At 44.9% G+C, this 21,115-nt stretch carries 15 protein-coding genes; 3 read left to right on the forward strand and 12 right to left on the reverse strand.

Going from position 1 to position 21,115, the window contains the following annotated elements; translation table 11 throughout:
• Positions 1-7: 7 nt before the first annotated feature.
• Genes A3K91_RS02500 through trxB form a run of 3 tightly spaced genes read right to left on the reverse strand, consistent with a single transcriptional unit; the run spans position 8 to position 2,358 of the window.
• On the reverse strand, positions 8-490 hold the full coding sequence (locus A3K91_RS02500; protein ID WP_062843869.1) for a MerR family transcriptional regulator: 483 nt from the start codon (positions 488-490) through the stop codon (positions 8-10).
• Positions 491-537: 47 nt separating this feature from the next.
• Entirely contained in the window at positions 538-1,335 is a 798-nt protein-coding gene (gene aat / locus A3K91_RS02505) for a leucyl/phenylalanyl-tRNA--protein transferase (RefSeq protein ID WP_062843870.1), read from the reverse strand.
• Positions 1,336-2,358, reverse strand: coding sequence for a thioredoxin-disulfide reductase (gene trxB / locus A3K91_RS02510; protein ID WP_062843871.1), 1,023 nt, complete (start codon positions 2,356-2,358; stop codon positions 1,336-1,338).
• A 539-nt stretch (positions 2,359-2,897) separates the two neighbouring features.
• On the opposite strand from trxB, the gene A3K91_RS02515 reads away from it, so the two are divergent.
• Together A3K91_RS02515 and A3K91_RS02520 are read left to right on the forward strand one after the other, a co-directional pair.
• Entirely contained in the window at positions 2,898-6,200 is a 3,303-nt protein-coding gene (locus tag A3K91_RS02515; protein ID WP_062843872.1) for a DNA translocase FtsK, read from the forward strand.
• Between the two features lie 385 nt (positions 6,201-6,585).
• On the forward strand, positions 6,586-8,079 hold the full coding sequence (locus A3K91_RS02520; RefSeq protein ID WP_062843873.1) for an amidase: 1,494 nt from the start codon (positions 6,586-6,588) through the stop codon (positions 8,077-8,079).
• Between the two features lie 30 nt (positions 8,080-8,109).
• On the opposite strand, the gene A3K91_RS02525 is transcribed toward A3K91_RS02520, so the two are convergent.
• The 8 genes from A3K91_RS02525 to dapC form a co-directional block, all read right to left on the reverse strand.
• Positions 8,110-9,012 carry a DODA-type extradiol aromatic ring-opening family dioxygenase gene (locus A3K91_RS02525; RefSeq protein WP_084387233.1) on the reverse strand — a complete coding sequence of 301 codons (903 nt, stop codon included), beginning with the start codon at positions 9,010-9,012 and terminating at the stop codon, positions 8,110-8,112.
• Between the two features lie 85 nt (positions 9,013-9,097).
• A complete protein-coding gene (gene rlmH, locus A3K91_RS02530; protein ID WP_062845825.1) occupies positions 9,098-9,586 on the reverse strand; it encodes a 23S rRNA (pseudouridine(1915)-N(3))-methyltransferase RlmH in 489 nt (162 codons plus the stop codon).
• Between the two features lie 87 nt (positions 9,587-9,673).
• Complete coding sequence (locus A3K91_RS02535) at positions 9,674-10,216, reverse strand: DUF421 domain-containing protein (protein ID WP_062843874.1); 543 nt, start codon at positions 10,214-10,216, stop codon at positions 9,674-9,676.
• Positions 10,217-10,396: 180 nt separating this feature from the next.
• Positions 10,397-10,912 carry an ABZJ_00895 family protein gene (locus A3K91_RS02540; protein WP_062843875.1) on the reverse strand — a complete coding sequence of 172 codons (516 nt, stop codon included), beginning with the start codon at positions 10,910-10,912 and terminating at the stop codon, positions 10,397-10,399.
• Between the two features lie 163 nt (positions 10,913-11,075).
• Positions 11,076-13,208, reverse strand: coding sequence for a D-alanyl-D-alanine carboxypeptidase/D-alanyl-D-alanine endopeptidase (gene dacB, locus A3K91_RS02545; RefSeq protein WP_228139892.1), 2,133 nt, complete (start codon positions 13,206-13,208; stop codon positions 11,076-11,078).
• Between the two features lie 98 nt (positions 13,209-13,306).
• Positions 13,307-13,921, reverse strand: coding sequence for a 3'-5' exonuclease (locus A3K91_RS02550; protein WP_062843876.1), 615 nt, complete (start codon positions 13,919-13,921; stop codon positions 13,307-13,309).
• A gap of 34 nt (positions 13,922-13,955) precedes the next feature.
• Positions 13,956-15,920: a DUF294 nucleotidyltransferase-like domain-containing protein gene (locus tag A3K91_RS02555; protein ID WP_062843877.1), complete on the reverse strand. Its 1,965-nt coding sequence runs from the start codon at positions 15,918-15,920 to the stop codon at positions 13,956-13,958.
• Between the two features lie 70 nt (positions 15,921-15,990).
• The gene (dapC, locus tag A3K91_RS02560; RefSeq protein ID WP_062843878.1) at positions 15,991-17,223 is read right to left on the reverse strand and encodes a succinyldiaminopimelate transaminase; all 1,233 of its coding nucleotides are present in this window, start codon (positions 17,221-17,223) and stop codon (positions 15,991-15,993) included.
• A gap of 257 nt (positions 17,224-17,480) precedes the next feature.
• On the opposite strand from dapC, the gene A3K91_RS02565 reads away from it, so the two are divergent.
• Positions 17,481-18,152, forward strand: a complete 672-nt coding sequence (locus A3K91_RS02565; protein ID WP_062843879.1) for a hypothetical protein — start codon at positions 17,481-17,483, stop codon at positions 18,150-18,152.
• Positions 18,153-18,294: 142 nt separating this feature from the next.
• Here the strand turns inward: A3K91_RS02565 and glnD are convergent, their stop codons facing one another.
• The gene (glnD, locus tag A3K91_RS02570) at positions 18,295-21,039 is read right to left on the reverse strand and encodes a [protein-PII] uridylyltransferase (protein WP_062843880.1); all 2,745 of its coding nucleotides are present in this window, start codon (positions 21,037-21,039) and stop codon (positions 18,295-18,297) included.
• Between the last annotated feature and the right edge of the window lie 76 nt (positions 21,040-21,115).

The following is a 21,115-nucleotide window of genomic DNA, read 5'->3' on the forward strand; positions in this document are numbered from 1 at the left end:
CAATGCGTTACTCAAAATTAGAAGAAGAGTTGGTCAATGAATCAGTATGATTTTGCTCATTGTTCATGTATTTTTTTTTGCACGTTTCAACGTCAATTTTGGAGCCATGATCTGCTTTCATATACTCTAGTACCTCGACACGCTCGCTGAGCAATTCTACCATCACACTGATGTTGGCTTGTTGCTTTCGTACTTGTGCCAATTTTTGCTGAGTAAGCATCAGCTGCAGATCGATATCGAGCTGACCGTCGTAATAATCATTAAGACTGTCTTTGATTTCAGTCAGGGTAAAACCAATAGCCTGTGCGCTTTTGATCAGTTCAATACGTTCCACGCATTCTGGATGGAACTCAGTATATAGACGTGAGCCTGCTTGACGTTTGCGAGATTTTAGTAAGCCTAGTTGATCATAGTGGCGCACAGTATCTTTAGTTGTATTGGCTTTTGTTGCTAGAGCACCAATCAATAAAAAGGAATTGTCAGGGGACATAATACTCTCGTTGGAAGCTATGAGTGGGAATAAGACAGTAGGAACAATTAACTCAATTTACGCTGCCAAGGGGTTGGTGTATCAAGTAATGAGACGGGTAGTGGTATATAAGCGTCTTTTTGCCATTTGACCGAGCCGGCCCTTATTAAAGTATCTAACTGAGTAAGAAACTCAGCTCGAGGTACGGTAGTGGCACCCAAACTCATCAGATGATCATTCGGTAACTGACAGTCAACAAGAGCGACCTGACTTTGTTCGCATAGCCGCATTAATCCCCAAAAAGCCAGCTTGGAGGCGTTGGATACATAATGGAACATGGACTCGCCAAAATATATGCCGCCAAGCTTTAAGCCATAAAGTCCACCTATAAGCTGTCCTTGATCATTCCATACCTCAATGCTATGGGCAAAACCTTGCGCATGAAGATTGGTATAGGCCTCGATCATCTCTTCATGGATCCAAGTGTGCTCACCTTCAGGAAGCCCATCACTACGCGGTAAGCTACAGGCACGGATGACATCATCAAATGCCTGATTCAAGGTCAACTGCCAACGTTCGCGTCTTGCTTGTTTGCGTAAAGACTTGCTTGGTTGGTAGTCGGAGGGCACCACCACACATCTTGGTTCAGGACACCACCAAGCGATGGGCTCGTCTTCATTAAACCAAGGAAACAGTCCCTGCGCGTAAGCAGAAATCAGCGTGTCAGATGCCAGATCGCCACCCATGGCAACGAGACCAATCCCTTCAGGATCGATAGAGGTAGGATCAGGGAAGTCATAACGCCCAAGACTTTTTAAGGTCTCAGGCGTGATGTTTTGATCGTTTGGTAGAGTGATATTGCCCATTTAGGATTCTTGATCAGCGGTCAATGTTGATGCGTAGGTGTGGTCAGTTGCCATCGTTTCACCAATAGCGTCCAGGTACTTCTCAGCATCCAGCGCTGCCATACAGCCTGTGCCCGCAGAAGTAATGGCTTGACGATACACATGGTCTGCAACATCGCCAGCAGCAAACACGCCTTCAATACTGGTTTGCGTGGCGTTACCATTTAGGCCACTTTTGACTATAAGATAGCCGTCTTTCATATCGAGCTGATCTTTAAACAAATCTGTATTAGGCTTATGACCAATCGCCACAAACATACCCATGGTATCTAGCTGTTTGGTGCTGCCATCAATCATAGACTCAATGATGACACCATTCACGCCCATGTCGTCGCCAACGACTTCTTTGACTTGATGATTCCACTCGATTTTGATATTGCCATTTTTGGCTTTTTCAAATAATTTGTCTTGTAGAATTTTTTCAGAACGTAAGCTATCACGGCGATGCACGAGCGTCACTTCAGACGCGATATTAGACAGGTATAAAGCCTCTTCTACAGCAGTGTTACCACCGCCAATCACAGCGACTTTTTGATCTTTATAGAAAAAACCATCACAAGTGGCACAAGCCGATACACCCAAACCTCTAAACTTGGTTTCTGACTCTATGCCCAAGTATTGAGCAGACGCGCCTGTTGAGATAATTAGAGCATCACAAGTATAAGTGCCGTTATTACCGACCAACTGAAAAGGACGTACGTTTAAGTTTACTTCGTTGACATGATCATAGACCAACTCAGTACCAAAGCGCTCAGCGTGGGCTTTCATACGATCCATCAACGCAGGACCTGTTAAATCATGAGCATCCCCTGGCCAGTTATCGACTTCTGTAGTGGTGGTTAATTGTCCACCCACTTCCAAGCCTGTGACCATCACAGGTTTGAGGTTGGCACGTGCGGCATAGACTGCAGCAGAATAGCCAGCAGGGCCTGATCCTAGAATAATAAGCTTTTCGTGACGTGGAGCAGTATTATCAGTTGCCATGAGTTTGTTCCTTGCTAAATATACGAATTAAAAATAAGAATGATAAATGTTATAAAAAATTTCAAAAAATGAGACTGTTTTGGTTTGTTTAATTGCAATGTGATAATAACATAAGGGCATAGACCCAAAAGTGCAAGTTTGCTAAAACAAACACAGGCATCACTATAATCAAAGCATGTTTGCCTTGACGTTTGGCCTTAATAAATAATGGTTATTTTATAGAGTTTACGCAAAATTGTTAGCGTTATCCTATCAGCTGTTTGTACTAATTGTACGGTTTTATGCATAAATCGCAGATTGACTGACTTTCTTGCCTGCTTTCTTTAGAAGACTGTCGCCACCATACCTATCTATTTGTTATTATAAGAAGTTATGCCAAGTACAGTTAGAGTAAAAAGACCATCGTTATTCACCATTGTCGGAATCAATAATGGCTCTTAACCCTGTTGCTAGGTATATTTATGTCAGCACTTTATGTCAGCATGATTAGGCTTAGTCATGCGGCGACCATTTAGTATTAATAACAAGGCAGATCTTACGTGATATCAGCACCGCTTATTGAGTATTTGAAAAAAGGAATATTTACCCTCCTTGGGTTAATACTGGCCGTTTATCTGTTCGTCATTTTGATGACGTATACGGGTAACGATCCGAGTTGGTCACACATCAGTAGTGATATGACCACAATCAATAATATGGGCGGTGAGACAGGTGCGTGGTTGTCCGACTTGCTCTACAGCTTCTTTGGTTTTGGTGCATGGTGGCTGCTGGCATTTTTGATTTATGAGTCTATCCTTATTTGGTGGGACAATAAGCCTACGTTTTGGCTGATGCGTTTGGTCGCTTATGTCTTCTTATTATTAAGTGCCAGTGCCTTGTTTGCCCAGCTCGTAGCTTTAGTGCAACAATTCACCAATCCTACCGCGACAGCACTTGAAGGAGTGGCGGGTGGCATCATTGGTCTTGAGTTGCAGGTGCGTTTAGCACAGCTCTTAACGCAGTGGGGGAGTGTGGTTTTCTTGATGGTGTTTGTCGTTCTCACCGCGACCTTTGCCTTTAACATTCATTGGATGACGATTTATCAGAAAATCACCGCCCTGTCTTGGTTTGGTTCAGGTGTAAAAAAAGAAAACACACAAGATACCGTAGCAGTCACTCAAAACAGAGAAGTATTAAACACGAAGGGCAAAGTCACCACAGGGGCGAATCCAGATCAAGAAGCGCCAGCTTATGAGCAGTTGCCCTTGGCCTTGCAATCTTCTGAGCAGGCTACCGATAAAAGCGGTCGGTTTAGCAACGTCTTGTCAGACTTTTTGGTGAAGTCTGGGCTTTCTGATAGTGTCAGAGCCTCTATGGCCGCAGCGACACAAGCCACAACAGCAACCCAGACTGCCTTATCTGGTCATGAAAAACCTGATTCTTTAGAGACTGAACCACTAAAAAACGGTACGACTGAGAGTATAGATAATCAAACACATTCATCATCAAATCCTGTCATAGCGCCTGTCCGTAAAGTTGAACCAAGCTTTGCATGGAATGATGCCAATACGGTCGATGATTTGTTGGCGAGTGAGCAGATGGCCTATAGTGCCAATAGCATGAGTCATTCTGATACTGCTGCTCTGACTTCTGATGATATGAGCTCTGAGCCTATAAAAAGTGAATCGTTAAAAAATGAATTCGTCAAAAACGAGCCAACAGATTTAGAAGTGATAGCGGAATCTACGCCAGCATCTACCTCTACAATAGAGGCAGAGCCGTCTGTAGAACCAATCACTGCGAGACCCAAAACAAAGATCATTCAGCCTTCTGTCAAGGAGCAACTGTATAACGAAACAGCCAGTACTGACGCTGTATTATCAACATCAGAAGACACTACAATAGCTGTTGATACATTAGCAGATGCATGGCTAGCAGAGCATGCTGATGTTTTAGAACCTGCTATGGAAACGCAAACCGTCCAGCCCAATGAGCCTCTGTCTAGCAGTCAGGCTGAGTTATCAAACAGTGATACGTCAACCGAGGTGGCGGCATTAGCAGTTGCTTCGCCAGCATTAGACAGCGTAGCCGCGGTGTCAGAAGCGATAGATATGACACCAACCAATACACCGCCTACCAATCCAACAGCAGCGCCAACGGTAGACACTATTGATGTTGCTAATGCTGCGAAAAACACGCAGCCAGTCAAACCGACGATGAGTTTTGCCGTACCAGAAGGGGATAGCAGCAACCATATCACTGATATGATGCCAGAAGATGAAGACACTGATACATCAATCATGCCGCATATTAGCGATGATGATGCCTTTAGTCGAAAGTCACGCTCGATGCAGACGGCACAATATCGCAGCAGCCTTACGCCTATTCCAGAGATGTCTATTCTTGATAAGCCAGATCCAGATCGTAAGCCTAGCTATACCATAGCTGAGCTTGAGCAGCTCTCTGAGCTGTTAGAGATCAAGTTGCAAGAGTTTAACGTAAAAGCGTCGGTAGTTAATGCTATCCCAGGCCCAGTAGTGACACGCTTTGAAGTTGAGCTGGCTCCTGGTATTAAAGCCAGCAAGGTTACGGGTATTTCACGTGACTTGGCGCGTTCATTATCGATGGCGTCTTTGCGTGTGGTTGAGGTGATTCCTGGCAAGCCTTATATTGGTATCGAAGTACCTAACAAACAGCGTGAAATGGTGCGTTTGATTGAGCTACTCAATACCGAGAAGTTCAAAGATCCCAAAGCGCAAATCAGTATGGCGATGGGTAAAGACATCGGCGGCAATCCAATTATTACCGATCTTGCCCGTGCACCGCACATGTTGGTTGCAGGTACGACTGGTTCTGGTAAATCGGTATTGGTCAACTCCATGTTGTTGTCAATGCTACTCAAATACACACCCAATGAGCTGCGTCTTATCTTGATTGATCCAAAGCAGTTAGAGCTTGCTAACTACAATGATATCCCGCATCTACTGACACCAGTCGTCACTGATATGACCGAGGCGGCCAGTAGTCTCTCATGGTGCGTGGCGGAGATGGAGCGCCGTTACCAGTTGATGAGTCTGCTCAAGGTTCGTAAGCTCAATGAGTTTAATAAAAAAGTCATCGCGGCGGAAAAAGCGGGCAATCCTATGCTTGATCCTTTGTGGCGGCCCAATGACAGTGTCAGCATCAGTCAAGCACCAAAGCTTAAAACCTTGCCTATGATTGTCATTGTCGCAGATGAGTTTGCTGACATGATTATGCAGGTCGGTAAGCAGGCAGAAGAATTGATTACACGCTTAGCGCAGAAATCCCGAGCAGCGGGTATTCATTTGATGCTTGCCACTCAGCGCCCATCGGTAGATGTGATTACTGGTTTGATCAAAGCTAATATTCCCGTACGTGCTGCCCTACGTGTCAACTCAAAGGTCGACTCACGGACGATTTTGGACAGTGGCGGCGCTGAGGACATGTTAGGCAATGGTGATATGCTCTTCCTAGGCCCTGGCCAAATTGAACCTGACCGTGTACACGGCGCTTATGTCAGCGACGAAGAGGTCAACCGTGTCTGTGATGCGTGGCGTGAGCGCGGCGCACCGGATTATATTGACAACATGGCTGGCAACTTTGAATTATCTAGCCCAGGTGGTAATGGTGGTGGTAGTGCAAACAATGCTTCTGGCGAAGATGATGGACTGTATAACGATGCGGTGGCCTTTATTATGGAAACGCGTAAAGTCTCTGCTTCGAGTATCCAGCGTAAATTTAGCATTGGCTATAACCGTGCAGCGCGTATTGTGGACTCTATGGAGGAGGCCGGATTGGTCAGCTCAATGGGTAAAAGCGGTAAGCGTGAACTGCTGATGTAGCGTTTAGGTTTCAGTAGATACAGTCGATTCCAAATAAAACAGAACCTTTATATTGCAACGCGGAACAGGTATCAATTTTATACTAAAACTCACTATAGCAAAAAGACGAGTCACAAAAGTGGCTCGTTTTTTTATGAAATGAGCTTAATCATATTTTCACAAATGGAGAATCCAAAACGAATTTCTATGATCAGTCATGCTTTGATTTATCAAAACTGGGTTTATTTACAAAACTATGAGCTTGATCCAATCCCCAAATGACCAATCAGTTTGTTTATCGATTATAAGGAGCCATTTTTTATACTAAACTGACAGTGGTTTATAAGATAAGTAGGCAACAATTTTAGTCAATCTCATTTTAATTACTCTCCAAGGACGGTCAGTTATGTTTAAAGAATACACTCAGTATGATGGATTAGCCTTAGCGGCATTGGTCAACTCAGGTGAAGTCAGTGCAAAGGAGTTGCTGGATGCGGCCGTTTATCAGGCCAATAAACTCAATCCTAAGCTGAATGCCATTGTTCACCGTTTTGATGAGCGCGCTTACAATTCCGCGCAAGCAGGATTGCCAAAAGGCGTGTTTACAGGCGTGCCTTATCTGCTAAAAGATTTGTCATTTAGCTTCGCGGATGAACCGATTACGATGGGCAGTCGCAGCGTCAATATCCTCTCAGAAAACGACAGCGAAATCGTCAAACGGATGAAAGCCACGGGCGTTAACACCTTTGGTAAGACCAATACGCCTGAGTTTGGTTTGATTATCACGACTGAGCCAAAAGCGCATGGCGCTACTCATAACCCTTTCAAGAAAGGCTATAGCGCAGGTGGATCGTCGGGCGGCAGTGCAGCAGCAGTCGCAAGCGGCATTGTACCGATGGCGGGCGCTGGTGACGGTGGTGGTTCGATACGTTTTCCAGCTGCTTGGTGCGGTGTGTTTGGACTCAAACCCAGTCGTGGGCGTAATCCAATGGGACCGAGATATGGTGAAGGTTGGGAAGGCGCAGTTGCTGATCACGTGATTACACGTTCGGTACGTGACAGCGCCGCGATGCTCGACGCTACGAATGGCGCAGAGATCGGTGCACCTTACGTGATTGCCCCGCCAGATGGGACGTTTTTGCAGGCAGCAATGCATGCGCCAAGGCCATTAAAAATCGCTTTGCAACAGCAGCCATTGATTGTCAATACAGTGGTGGACAAAGAAGTGCTCGCCGTACTTGAGAAAACGGCCAAGCAACTAGAGTCTATGGGTCATAAGGTAATACCTTGTGAGCCAAAGATCAATATAGAGCAGTTTTGGCATGACTTTATCGTCGTGGTCTGTGCGCATACTGCCTTTACGATTGATAATATCGAGCGGGAATTTGGGGCTGCTCATATCAAAAACCTAGAGCCGCAAACCTACAATATGGCGCTGCTAGGACGTTCGCTATCAGCAGCTGATTTGGTTCATGCCAAGCACGGTTGGCACCACAGTCAGTATCAAACGGGCCTGTTATTGGACACTTATGACATGATTTTATCCCCGACAGTACCCACGCCTGCTGTCAAACATGGCGTGCTGCCACCAAGTCGTATGGATGAGATGATGATGCGTAGTGCAGGCTGGCTCAACAAGGGTATAAATGTGGGAAAACATGCCTTTCGCTCAGGGATGATTGAAAAGCTGAGTCAACCAGTACTGAGCAAAATGGGCTTTACCTTGCTGGGTAACGTCACAGGATTGCCAGCCATGTCAGTGCCCGTCGGTATGAGTAAAAAAGGTTTGCCAATTGGTATGCAGCTCATTGGAAGTATGAATGATGAAGCGACACTATTGAGTCTGGCAGGTGAGATGGAACGTGCTGGTTTATTTACCAAACCTGCCTTTAAGAAGTAGATTTGTACGCTTTGATTAAATAGCTATTAATTAATCGAAGCGATAAATATCCATCCCCAAACTATGATGTGCCATACTTTGATGCACGACAGAGACACGTTGACCCGCACCTAAAGCAAAGAACAGTGGTAGCAAATGCTCATCACTTGGGTGAACATGCTTATAATTGGGGTACTGTTGCCAATCTAGCGCAGTAGGAATGTCTGTCTTAATGTGCTGTAATAGCCAATCTTTAAAGTCTTTTGCCGCCTTATCAATACTGTCCGCTTGCCAACGCAGGGCTTGCAAGTTGTGCGTGATGCTCCCTGAACCGATAATAAGTATCTGCTCTTCGCGCAGACGTGCAAGCTGTGCGCCCAGCTGATAGCAAGCAATGCTGTCATAATGCTGTGGTAAAGATATCTGTACGATTGGTATGTCTGCTTGTGGATACATATGGATAAGCGGGGCCCAAACACCATGGTCACAAGCACGCATCGGATTGATGCTGCACCTAATACCGCGCGCAGTAAGCTGATGCGCGAGCGATTCAGCAAGCGCTGGCTGACCAGCAGCAGGATACTGTAGCTCATATAGCTCAGGCGCAAAGCCTGAAAAATCATGCCACGTTTTCGGTTGAGGGTTGCTACTTATCTCAAGCTTGGCTGACTGCCAATGTGCGGACATAATAACGATGGCACGTGGCTTGGGTAAGTTTTGCCCGATACGTGCCAATGCACTGGTTGTAGCAGATTGTTCAATCGCAAGCGTGGGTGCGCCATGCGAGATAAACAAGGCTGGCAGTTTAGCCAAGTTAGCTGCCTTAGAGATTATAGCAGACGTGTCTTCCCAAGCATCGGCAGACGTGATGGACTGCAACGTGTGACCATGATGGTCGCCAGGTTGTGAAGTGGGATGAGAGGCGTTAGGTATTGCGCGTTTTGGATATTTCATGTTCCAGTTATTAGGGCGCACGTCAGTTTTTCAATCTGTTTTGTCATGGTTATTTTCAGATAATTTATCGCGAACTGGACTTTGCCTAATTACCGCGATGATAAGGATGGTTGTTATTGATACTCATCGCTCGATACAACTGCTCCATCAAGACAACTCGTACGAGAGGATGTGGCAATGTCAGCGCAGATAACGACCATTTTACATCGGCTTTTGCCAGTACTTCAGGTGAGACACCATCTGCGCCGCCAATGACCAAAGCAATATCATCCCCTTGTTGCATCGCATCTGATAGTTTATCCGCCAAGCCTTCTGTCGAAAGCATTTTACCTTTGACGTCCAATACCCATAATTGTTCGCGCCCAGTGGCATTATGAGCTGCCAAAATGGCTTGACCCTCTTGTTCACGATACTGTGCTAAATTGGCATCTGAGGGGGTTTTTGCTCGCTTGGCGGCCGCGATTTCGATGATGTCTGTACTGAGCATGGGTTGAATACGTTTATGGTATTCATCAAAACCTGTTTGCACCCAGTTAGGCATTTTGTTGCCGACGCTCAAAATTCTTACTTTCATAGTCCATACCACGTCAATAATTAAATAAATATCACAAGGTTTTTTACAATTGGTTGCGGCCAATACATTTTCTTTTTTGATCTATTATTACATCAAAGGTGAAATCGTTTCTGAGACAGTCTGTTCTGTCTTTTGGTGGTGAGGGTCACTCAGGCTTGGCTTTGGAATAATGGTAAGCTTTGCATCCGATTCAAATACAATGGCTTCAACTTCATCGAAGCTATTTATTCCATCAGAGCGCATTGCACATTCTATCTCCTGCCGGGTCAATCGTTCATCACGCATAGCATCTGGTAAAAACTGCCCTTGGTAAAAAACAATGCGCGGCTCGGACAAAATAAAACTGCTAAATTGCGGTGAGATAGAGGCATATTTGGTGACCAAAAACTGCAATAGATAGAGCACCAAAATAGAAGAGGCCCCTTCAATAAAAGGAATGTTTTTGAGCAAAATGGTACTGGCACCTAATGAGCCAATCATGACGGTCACAACCCAATCAAAATTATTGAGCTGAGAGGTAGAGCGTTTTCCTGAAACTTTCGTCACTAGCACGATTAAGACGTAAATCATGGTGGTCGTCAGTACGATGCGCCCAAGCTTGTCTATATTGTCAAAAAAAAGCATGTCCATTAAGCGCGCTCCTATGGTAAGAATAAAACCGTGTGCTGCTAAGCATCGATTCATAAAAGAAAGTAACTGATGAAGCTCACCAATTGATACTGTTAGCCTAACGAATTCTAAGCCTCGAAAGGAAAAAATTTGTAGTCAGTCATTGTGGTTTTATAAGGTTCAAGTCGCGCTTTATTAAACTCATATGGTCTTACGTTTGGGATCAAGCAAACGATTCATTACCCAAATACTGATGCGAGCGCTGACCAATGTCATTACCAATATCAGCATCAGTGAGGACAGCAGCGGTAAGGGCTGTTGTGTGGTCATCTCAAACAATACTTCGCGGCTCACCGCGTCAAACAACCAAAACCAAATTCCCAAGAAGTAAATCACTGTCAGTACCCAAACGACTGCAATACCGCCAAATACTAAGCGATTACTCTCACTTCTATCCAAGGCGCGTTGTTGCTGCTTAGTAAACTTGTGCACCGCAATATAAGCGCCAACAATGATAGAGATTACTGTGACCAACGGTGAGTTTAGCGCCACCTTGGTTTGGATCATCATAAATACGGCGCTGGCAAGCACATAACCAATCGCGAAAAACCCAATATATCGAGCCAGTTTAGGTCGTGCCAATTGAGGAGTGTTGAGCGATCCATTGTGACCTAAATGCGAGGTGGATTTGTTGAGCGTGGGAGTCTTGCGTGACATAAGCTGACCTTTATCAAGGTAAAAACAAGAAAATATAAGTAATATAGTGAGTCAATAAAATAGCGAGGCACTAATGGTAAAATAAAAATGCGCAAAGACGGTTTTAGAGACTGTCTGACAACTTTGCTGACACTTTTTAAAATTAGCACCTTTGCTGTTTAGATTAATGCTGTGCCGTCCAGTCAAGTGCCACATCCAATACAGTTCGAGCATTATAGGCATTTAGTGCTTGCTCGCTGTTGATCAGTCCTACAATGACATAATCCTGTCCTGATAAGCCTTTGACGTATCCTGCCATCGATGTCACGTTGTTTAATGTGCCTGTTTTTATCCAAGCACGTCCAATAGCTTTCGAATCAGGCAATCTATCACTATGCGCCACGATGGTGCCACTCACGCCAGCCACGCCTAAAGAGTTGATATAACTATCGAAGTTTGGACGATTATATGCATACGCCAGTAATTCGCTTAAATTAGCGGCAGTAATCGTACACTCGCGGCAGAGTCCTGAACCGTTGGTTAAATACGGTGGGGGTGTGTCTAGATTACTCTGCCACCATTGATTGATCGTCTGTAACGCGGTCGAATAGTCCGTCGTTGGGTTGCCAAATTGATATAAACTGGTGTTATGTAAGCTGCTATTTTTCACAGTTTTGTTTTTCAAACGGTCACTTTTGTCGTCAAGAGAACTACTGATTGTTCCTTGCTCATTCACATTTTTACGAATATCCGTTTTATTTGTAGCTACTTTAGCACTATTGTCATGATGATAGGCGCCTATCGATAGTGCCACTTGTTCAGCCATGACATTATTTGAAAAATGGTTGATGTCATAAATTTGCTGGGCCAGATTTAGTGACGCGTAGCTTACAATAGGTAGCGGCGATATCGGCCACGCGGCTAGTCCCTTTGCGGGTGTTGATTTTTTGCTTGCATCATAAGGCGTTTCTTGTGAGATGACGTCGCCACTCAGCGTATTGCCCAGTGCCTGCCATTTTGCCGCAATGACACGTGCCGCAAACTCTTTGGCATCGGGATAAGCAATATAAAAGGCGTGTTCTTGGCAGCTGTTTGGCAAAGAAGCATTGAGTGCCAATCGATTGGGTTGCCACTGCGGCGCAAGGCTGTAGCGCGCTTGACCACAAGCCGCTGAGCGTGTGTCTATGGTGCTTGGCATTTGATAGTTTGCTAATTGCGGCGTATACACCAAAGCCGCTTTGCCATTGTCTGCCGGATAGCTCTTGATACCGATGGTGCTGAAGTTGACCAAAAAACCATCAGGGCTGGCATTATAAGGTCGCAGTGGATCATTATCAAAGGCGGCTGGGTCTTTGGTCACATTATGAAAAATGGCACTATCGACAATCATGTCACCATCGATATGGCGAATGCCTGCTGCCTGCACTTGATACAATAACTGTTGCAAACGCTCATGAGTCATTTTTGGATCGCCACTTCCTTGAATAATCAAGTCGCCATATAACCGATCATTGACAATCACACCCGTATGATAAACACGCGTGTGCCAAACAAAATCAGCACCAAGCGTATCCAAAGCGATAAAGCTAGGCACAAGTTTCATAGTGCTGGCAGGGGTACGGGCGATATCAGGTTGATAACTCAATAAAGGAGAAAACGAGATGTTGATAGACGATGTCGCTGTTTTATTCCGATTATTTTTTGAATCATGACTGTCATCATTGGGAGTTGTTTGATTGCTGTTTAAGAGATGACTATGAGAGGAATAGCTATCGGATAATGGGGTAGGAATACTCTCTAGGCTTTGATAAATGTAGGGGTCATCGGTATAAGCATGTATTTTTTGTTCATACTTCTTAATTGTGCGTTTCTCAATAGTCGTCAGAGCACTGTGATACTCAGTTGATTTTTGGATACTCGTCTTACCCTTATCAATAGGATTTTGAGTGCTTTTTGGACTGTCAGGAGTAATAGCAGCTTCTGCGCCTGTCGCGCTTACACTATCGACGACCTGAATGGGAGACGGCAGATGACTGGTGTTTTTATCACCGACTGGCACGATGACAATGCTCATATCAGAAGCGGACAAATCTGCACGTGCCAAAGCCGCTTGTATGGCCTCAGGTAGCGCTGCTTGTGCAAATACTGGCGTTGCAGTGGCTAAAAGCGCAAGTAAAGACAAGCGTTTGCCTGCTTGCAAAAACGGACTCAAACGTTTGTTAAAAAACTTTGGTTTGTTATCAGTATTATAATCGAGGTTGGTATCAGTATTGGCATTATGATGAGGGGTGCGGCAGCGTTGAGAGTTAAGTAACATGAGCATCTATCGTTAGGTGAAAAAACAGCCTATGGTAACATGAGTTATCGTTTTCGCGTAGATGTAGGGCAAGGTTTGAGTGTTTCTTTTAGGGTATATTATAACTGTGAGCGTAGGTGCAAAAACGCCATCGCTGTCATGATGGCATCGTTATAAGCATCGTGTGCGCCCATTTCAGGAATTCCATAATGCGCCAAAATATTGGTTAGACGCTGTGACTGATGGGGAATACCTTGTGTACGGTCGCCCATACGCCGACTGTATAACTGACGCACATCAATGATTTGATTCGGTAATGTCGTACCCATATAGCGTTTGACCATAGGGTTTAAAAACCCGATGTCTAGCTGCGTACAGAGTCCAACAATCGGTCGATTGTCTATGAATGGTAGTAGAAGCGCCAGCATCTCATCATAGCCCATCCCATGCTCAACATCAGCAGTGCGCAAGCCATGAATCACAATCGTATCTCGGTCTGGCATCACAGGCGGTCTACATACCAGGTGCATACCGTTACCAGTATCAATCGTATTGTCATTGATATGAATGGCGGCGACAGATAACAAGTGATGCTTTTTTGGGTTCAATCCCGTCATTTCACAGTCAATGGCGACCCACTGTTTGGCATGAGGTTTGTCAAACATAGATACCAACTCTGGACGTTGTAGCTGGTTTTTTTGCCAAGTGCCAGATAACTGCTTTAGCCAATTCATATCCGTCACGCACCCCTTTATGATAATTCTGTAGTCATGATATCTCTAATTGATAGTGCTGACGTAGTTGGTTTTTGAAGCTTTTAACCACAGCCAAACACTCTTTTAGTAAGTCACGCTCAAGCGCGGTTAGCGTCATTGGGTTCACTTGACGCGCCTGTCTATCATCGGTTGAGAGCGCAACAGATAAGCGCTGCGCCATAAAAAACTCTAACGCTTCTAACAAAGTGTCGGCGCGTTCTTGATTCAAAGCGTGTACTTGCACCAGCGCTTTGAGGCGGTTTTTGGTGCTTGGAACGTCTAAAATATCGTTTTCTAAGGCGAGCGTACGTATGCCATGAACCAATGGAAAGATACCAGCCTTTTTTAGGTCGATGTCTGATGAGGCTGATTTGCCTGCTAGTAATGGTACAAATTTTTGCCACCACTGATTGACATCACCAAACTGTAAGGCGGCGCGGGCGAACTGACGTACAAACATAGGGTCTGACTGGCGATGCGCAACTTGTAAATTTTGCCGTACCTGAGTGAGGAGGGATTCGTCACCGCAGACGTATTCACCATCGAGTATGGCGGACAGATAGATGCCATGCATGGGATCAGTATTTTTCAACCATGAGCCAATCTGTGTGTTAAACGACTTAAGCGGTTGTCGCCACATCGGATTGGTCATCATGATATTGCCATCACATAGTGGATAGCCGAGACTGGCCAAATGTGTATTAAAGGTAGCGGCAAACTGAGCCAAATCAGGATGCATGTAGCCATCGCGTATGATAAGCGCGTTGTCTTGATCGGTACGCATGATTTGCTCACCGCGACCTTCTGAACCCATGACAATAAGACAGGTATTTGCGATGACATCATCAGGCACGATTAATTGCCAAAGTTTGGTAAATACTTGCGCGTTTAGCGTCTGTACCATGCGGCTGATATTGCCGATTTTGACGCCGTTTTGATGCTGAGCACGAATATAGCGACCGATCAGCTCAACAGCGTTATGTAAGCTTGATAAGTCTTCTGCTTGTTCAATTTGAATACTAATCAGTTGTGAATGGTGGCTGATATGAGCGAGCATATCGCTTTGTCCGAGTATGCCTATCACCTCACGGTTGGTATCAAGGACCGGCAGTCTATGGATACGGTAGCGTGTCATGGTCAGTAGGGCATCGCCAATCTCATCGCCTGCGTTGATGGTGCGCAAGTTAAAATTGGCATAACGCTGGCATGGCGTTGTATTAGAATCTTGCTGCTCACTCACCGCGCGGCAAATATCCGTGTCCGTTAAAATGCCCAGTAAATGATTGGGACCGTGTGACAAAGAGACGTCATGATTTGAATGATTGATGGGTCGCACCAATACGTGTTTGAGTCCTGCTGTTGTCATGATCCGGGCCGCCTCGAATAAGCTGCTATGAGCCTCGACGATGTGGACGGGTAACAGAGTCACATCCGTCACAGGTTGCAACATGATCTGCTGTACTTCTTGTTGGTTGTTATTGTGAGAGAGGGCAAAAGTCTTATTCTGGCGTCGCTGCTGTAAGGCTTTTAAGCGTTCAGGCAGCTTGTCTGATAATAACTGACGTACCAAATGATTTTGGGCGCTAATTTTATCGATTGCTTCGCCAGTAACTTGCAGCAGCAAGGTATCCTCAGAGGCTCGATACTGATAGGTTTGTGCCGCTTCAATCGTAGTATGATTTGCTTCGCCATCTTGCAGGCGGGGTGTTACGACAGATTCAGGCAAGCGCCGACTGTCGAACCAGTCGTTGTTGTTATAATCATCAGCATGGTTACTGCCCAAGTAGGAGGCGACAAACTCACCATCAAGTAATTGCTCTATCTGTCCTTTGATGACCACATACAGATACGTTAATTCTTCGACAGGTAGGCTTTCGCCTTTGGCAAGGTAGCGAATTTGGGTGTGCTTTCTAATGCTTTGTCGTTCAGCCAAACTTAAGACATCAAAAGGTGGCTGAGTAAAATCAAGATGGGGCATGGCATCATCCTTGATGGCATATCGGTGAGAGTATTTACGATAGCATTATTAGGATATCTATTATTCTCGATTATGCGCCAAGCAGCTGACGAATGCGACCAATCGCTTCACGACTCTCATCGACACTAGCGACCAAAGCAATCCGTACATAACCTTTTCCTGGATTGTGACCATCGATTTCGCGAGATAAGTATCTGCCTGCTAAGGCATGGATATTGGCTTGCTCATATAACGCTTTTACAAATACCTCGTCATCCCCTTCGAACTGCTCAGGCGCTTTTATCCAAAAATAAAACCCTGCCTCAGGCATACGCAGTTCTAGCAGCTCACCAAGCTCAGACATCCACAGTGCAAATTTTTCTTGATACAACTGGCGGTTATGCGCCACATGCTTCTCGTCTTGCCAAGCTGCGATAGAGGCGAGCTGATGCGGTATCGGCATCGCGCAGCCTTGATAGGTGCGATATTGTAAATACGCCTGCAAAATCTTGGCATCGCCTGCCACAAACCCTGAGCGTAGACCAGGCAAGTTTGAGCGTTTAGATAAAGAGTGGAACACAATACAGTTTTTAAAATCATGACGACCAAGGGCCGCGCATGCTTGCAACAAACCAATCGGCGCTTTATCAAAATACAATTCGCTATAACACTCATCGCTTGCAATGACAAAACCATACTGATCAGACAAGCGAATGAGATATTCCCAGTCTTCCATCGTCATGATTGAGCCGGTCGGATTATTGGGACTACAGACAAACAAGAGTTGCGTCCGTGCCCAAATGTCTCTTGGCACTGCATGATAATCGCCTTTAAAGTCATTATCACGTGTGCAAGGCACAAAGTAGGGCGTTGCTTGCGCAAGTATCGCTGCACCTTCATAAATTTGATAAAAAGGATTTGGCATCACGATGGTAGGTGGTTGATGAGAGGGGGGTAGTGCAGGATTGGCTGCGTCACCTGCAGTGTGGTCAACCACTGCTTGCACAATACTAAAGATTGCTTCACGCGTACCCATCACTGGCAATATTTGCGTATCAGGATCCACATGCGTTAAGAAAAATCGCTTTTCGAGCCAGTGAGCAATGGTTTGACGCAGCTCAAACAGACCGTTAGTGGTTGGATAATGACTTATTTTGTCCAAGTTTTCTCGTAGTACGTCCAGCACAAAGGCAGGTGGCTCATGTTTGGGCTCGCCAATTCCCAGCTTGATTTCACTGTAGGTAAGGGCTGGCGCGCTATCTGCAAGCAGTTTTGCCATCTTCGCGAAGGGATAAGGATGTAGGTGGGTCAAGTTGTGATTCATAATTAGGATAACTATAATAGACAATTAATAATAAAGTTATAAAGAAAAGTTACATTCTAGCAGTGTGGCAATTCTCTTATTTTTTCTTTTTTTCATGGTAAGACTGTTTGCTGGATGACGAATAATTATCGCTCATCGAACACTCAAAAATGTAGTGGTATTCAAAACCGTTAAATAAAAATTATCAATGACTAACGGCTATAAGTACAAAAAACGCTATCAGTCTTCATGATAAAATATTATAAGGATAATTTGATATGCCTAGTGTTTCGAAAACTGAAGATATAGACGCTGAACATATCAATCATGATAATGTAGGTAGTCATCAGCATCATACTCGATTGTATGAATTATTGAAACAGCGAGAACAGTATTGGTGGCAGGCTCGACAGCAGTTGCTGACTCGTAAAGAAAGAAAAATGGTTTGGTACAGCGAAAACAGTTTGATGATGTGGTTACTATGGCAATTGGTTGGTTATGTGGTTGTTGCTATGGTACTGATGTTAATCAGTAATTTACTCGATATAGTGCTGCCTTTGTGGCAATACATTGCTTTGTTTGTCTTACAAACCGTTATTTTCGTTTTTATGTTGATGGCTAAAGGGCGAACGGCCAATAAACTACAGCGTAAAATCGACAAAGATGAAATGGTGAGTGAAGAAGCATTCAATGAAATGGTCATCTTAGCAAAAGACAGTTTGTTTCCAGATGTACATGCCAATGCGCCAATTTCTTTAAAGCAGTTATACGATTATTTTGAGGGGCAGTTTCATCTGACCAGTTTACATCGCTTACTACAAAAAGAAGTTGATACTGGGCGACTACTACTGACTCAGCAGCAGTTAGATGCAAATATATTGCCGCCAGATCTTGCTGATGATGAGCTGGATGATCATGCCAGCGAAATGATATATAAAAGCATGATTTAAGATTATTTCCCTTTTCTCAAGTCACCTTTGTGACTGTCGAACATTTCCTTTATCGACAAGTCTGGTTATTCAGCAATACCTTTATCAATCAAATACCTCTATCAATCAACATATCAATTCATAGAGGTATTGATTTAGCGTATCAAGTCACAGTGTCTTTTTGTGTACTTAGACTTGCGATTAGTGCTGACTTTAAGGCATCGAGCCTGTCAGTAGATAAGGGCTCATCATTTTGGTCACTGATATAAAACATATCCTCTGCACGCTCGCCCAATGTAGTAATACGGGCGGCATGTACCTCGATTTTTTGTTGTAAAAACACCTGTCCCACTCGTGCCAACAATCCGGGCTGATCCAGCGTCTCTAAGCTCATGATGTGTTGATCTGATGCTTCGTTAAATTCAAAATTAATTACCGTTGTCACTTCAAAGTGTTTGAGCTGACGAGGCATGCGCTTGTTCGTCAGCTTAAGCACAGTAGGATCTTTAAAGGCATCGATCAGGCGTTGTTTTAGCTCTTGCTGACTGTCTTCATCAACCAACAGCGTGCCGCTAGGATCAAGGAGTACATACGAATCTAAGGCAAAGTCACGCGTGGCGGTAATGATACGAGCATCCAATACATCCAGATTCATCTGATCGAATACGGCCATCGTGACGGCAAATAGATTCATCTGATCTTGCGTATAAACGAAGACCTGCACCGCATCAAGTGCCAGCTCTCGATGCTCGCGTAATACGACCAAAGGCGGGCTATCTGCATTGGAGGCAAGACCAATAGGCGGGTGGTTCAAGATAGCTTCGGTATGCCATAAAATATCTTCGGCAATCTCTCGCAAAAAGTACTCATCACCCAAATCGTCCCATAGTCGCAGTACTTCGTCGCGATTCATGTGCTGATTTTTGACATTGTCCAGCATCTCTAAGGTTTGCTTACGCGTAGCACTAATCATGTCTTGACGGTTGGTCGGCGCATCTATATCAGCCCGCAAAATGCGCCGAGTCTGAGAATATAGCTGCTTCATAAGGGTTGCCCGCCAGCTGTTCCATAACTGTGGGTTGGTCGCATTCATATCGGCAACGGTCAGCACGTAGAGATGATTGAGATGGGTGACATTGCCAACCAAATTTGCAAAAATAGTGACCACTTCAGGGTCCGAGATGTCTTTTTTCTGGGCGGTCATCGACATTAATAAATGATAACGAGTCAGCCAACCGACTAAGTTGGCATCTGCCAAACTCATACCGTGCGCCAAGCAAAACTCAATAGACTCCGTTTCACCCAGCTCACTGTGATTGCCACCGCGACCTTTGGCAATGTCGTGGAACATCGCTGCCAATACCAAAATTTCTTTGCGCTCGATTCGCTGGAATATTGAGCTGACCAAGGGAAAGTCTTCATAAAAGCGCGGGTCGGTGAAGCGGTGTAAAATCCGAATCAAAAATAGCGTGTGCGCATCCACCGTGTAACGATGAAACAGATCATATTGCATCAGACCCGTCACTTGAGCAAAAGCCGGAATATAACTGCCCAAAACGCCACAGCGATTCATGGTACGCAAACGATGAAACAGATAGTTCTGCTCTTTTAGATTGGCCAAAAATAACGCCTGATGCACAGGGTTGTCGCGGTACACCTGATCGATACCGCGCGCGGCGATTTTGAGCGCACGTAAGGTATGAGTACGCACGTTTTTGATACCGTGCTGACCCATCAATAAAAACATCTCCAAAATCGCTTCAGGATGCTGAGCAAAAACCCTATGATGTGACATGGCGATCTGGTCGCCAATTTGATTAAAGTGCGCGTTAATAGGCTGCTTTTTTGGTCGCTCGGCATCTGGTAGATGCGATTCTATGATTGTCTCATAATAATGGTTGGTCAACATCTCAGACAATGTCGATATTTTCATAGCGCAGCGATAATAATCTCGCATAAAACGCTCAACCGCCGCGTTTGGCTCATCATCTGGTTGAGTCTCATAACCCATCAACTGAGCAATCTCGCGCTGATAATCAAACAGTAGCTTATTTTCATTACGACCTGTCAAGACATGCAGATAATGACGTATTTGCCATAAATAACCTTCTGCAAAGCTCAACTCATCAAACTCTTTTTCTGTCAAAAAGTTCTGTTGCACCAAGTCATAAAGCTTACTGACGCGAAAATAACGTTTGGTCACCCAGCCGACCAGATGGATGTCGCGTAAGCCGCCTGGCGCTGTTTTGATATTTGGCTCAAGGTTGTATTCTGTGGCATTGTGCTGTAAATAACGCTCTCTTGCCTCAGCAACTTTGACATCATAAAAGTCACGCGGCGACCACTGTTTGTTGACAATCTGAATGGGCGTCTGTTGCAATGCCTCATTCCCAATCAATAACCGAGCCTCTAGCTGAGCGCTAGCAATGGTATGATCAAGCGCGGCTTCTAAAGCATCATTGACGCTACGCACAGAGAGAGCAGGCTCTAACCCGATATCCCACAGTAGCGCTACTAAGCGATCTATTTTTTGGTTGGTATCTGCGCTCATCTCATCTGGATAAAGCAGCAAAATATCGATATCTGAATACAGCGACAGCTCACCGCGACCGTAGCCGCCTGTGGCAAACAGTGCCAAATCCGTCTTATCAAGCTCAAACCAAGTAAAGAGCGCAGTAAGCAGGCGATCAATCGCGCAAGCACGTGCCGCTACCAACTGACGAATATTGACACCACGCTCAAGAGCACGGCTGATATCGTCATTGATTTGGCTTAACCATTTTGGAATATCGATAAGCAGCTGTTCGGTGTCATGCGTGTCTGCCAATAGTGATGTGTTGGCCGCTGTATTATTCAATAGCAAAGGCAAGGGCGTTAGATCAATAGTAGCAACATCACAATTCAGCATGAGAGGTATCCAATTAAGAGGTTGAAAATAAATCGTTAAAATTAAGTCGTTAAAAGCATGTCATTAAAAACAAAGA

This window comes from Psychrobacter alimentarius (genome assembly GCF_001606025.1).
In the GTDB taxonomy this organism is placed as follows: Bacteria; Pseudomonadota; Gammaproteobacteria; order Pseudomonadales; family Moraxellaceae; genus Psychrobacter; species Psychrobacter alimentarius.

Coding starts and splice junctions, on each gene's coding strand:
- A3K91_RS02500 (WP_062843869.1), bottom strand. CDS start 490: ATGTCCCCTGACAATTCCTTTTTATTGATTGGTGCTCTAGCAACAAAA.
- aat (WP_062843870.1), bottom strand. CDS start 1,335: ATGGGCAATATCACTCTACCAAACGATCAAAACATCACGCCTGAGACC.
- trxB (WP_062843871.1), bottom strand. CDS start 2,358: ATGGCAACTGATAATACTGCTCCACGTCACGAAAAGCTTATTATTCTA.
- A3K91_RS02520 (WP_062843873.1), top strand. CDS start 6,586: ATGTTTAAAGAATACACTCAGTATGATGGATTAGCCTTAGCGGCATTG.
- A3K91_RS02525 (WP_084387233.1), bottom strand. CDS start 9,012: ATGAAATATCCAAAACGCGCAATACCTAACGCCTCTCATCCCACTTCA.
- rlmH (WP_062845825.1), bottom strand. CDS start 9,586: ATGAAAGTAAGAATTTTGAGCGTCGGCAACAAAATGCCTAACTGGGTG.
- A3K91_RS02535 (WP_062843874.1), bottom strand. CDS start 10,216: ATGGACATGCTTTTTTTTGACAATATAGACAAGCTTGGGCGCATCGTA.
- A3K91_RS02540 (WP_062843875.1), bottom strand. CDS start 10,912: ATGTCACGCAAGACTCCCACGCTCAACAAATCCACCTCGCATTTAGGT.
- dacB (WP_228139892.1), bottom strand. CDS start 13,208: ATGTTACTTAACTCTCAACGCTGCCGCACCCCTCATCATAATGCCAAT.
- A3K91_RS02550 (WP_062843876.1), bottom strand. CDS start 13,921: ATGAATTGGCTAAAGCAGTTATCTGGCACTTGGCAAAAAAACCAGCTA.
- A3K91_RS02555 (WP_062843877.1), bottom strand. CDS start 15,920: ATGCCCCATCTTGATTTTACTCAGCCACCTTTTGATGTCTTAAGTTTG.
- dapC (WP_062843878.1), bottom strand. CDS start 17,223: ATGAATCACAACTTGACCCACCTACATCCTTATCCCTTCGCGAAGATG.
- A3K91_RS02565 (WP_062843879.1), top strand. CDS start 17,481: ATGCCTAGTGTTTCGAAAACTGAAGATATAGACGCTGAACATATCAAT.
- glnD (WP_062843880.1), bottom strand. CDS start 21,039: ATGCTGAATTGTGATGTTGCTACTATTGATCTAACGCCCTTGCCTTTG.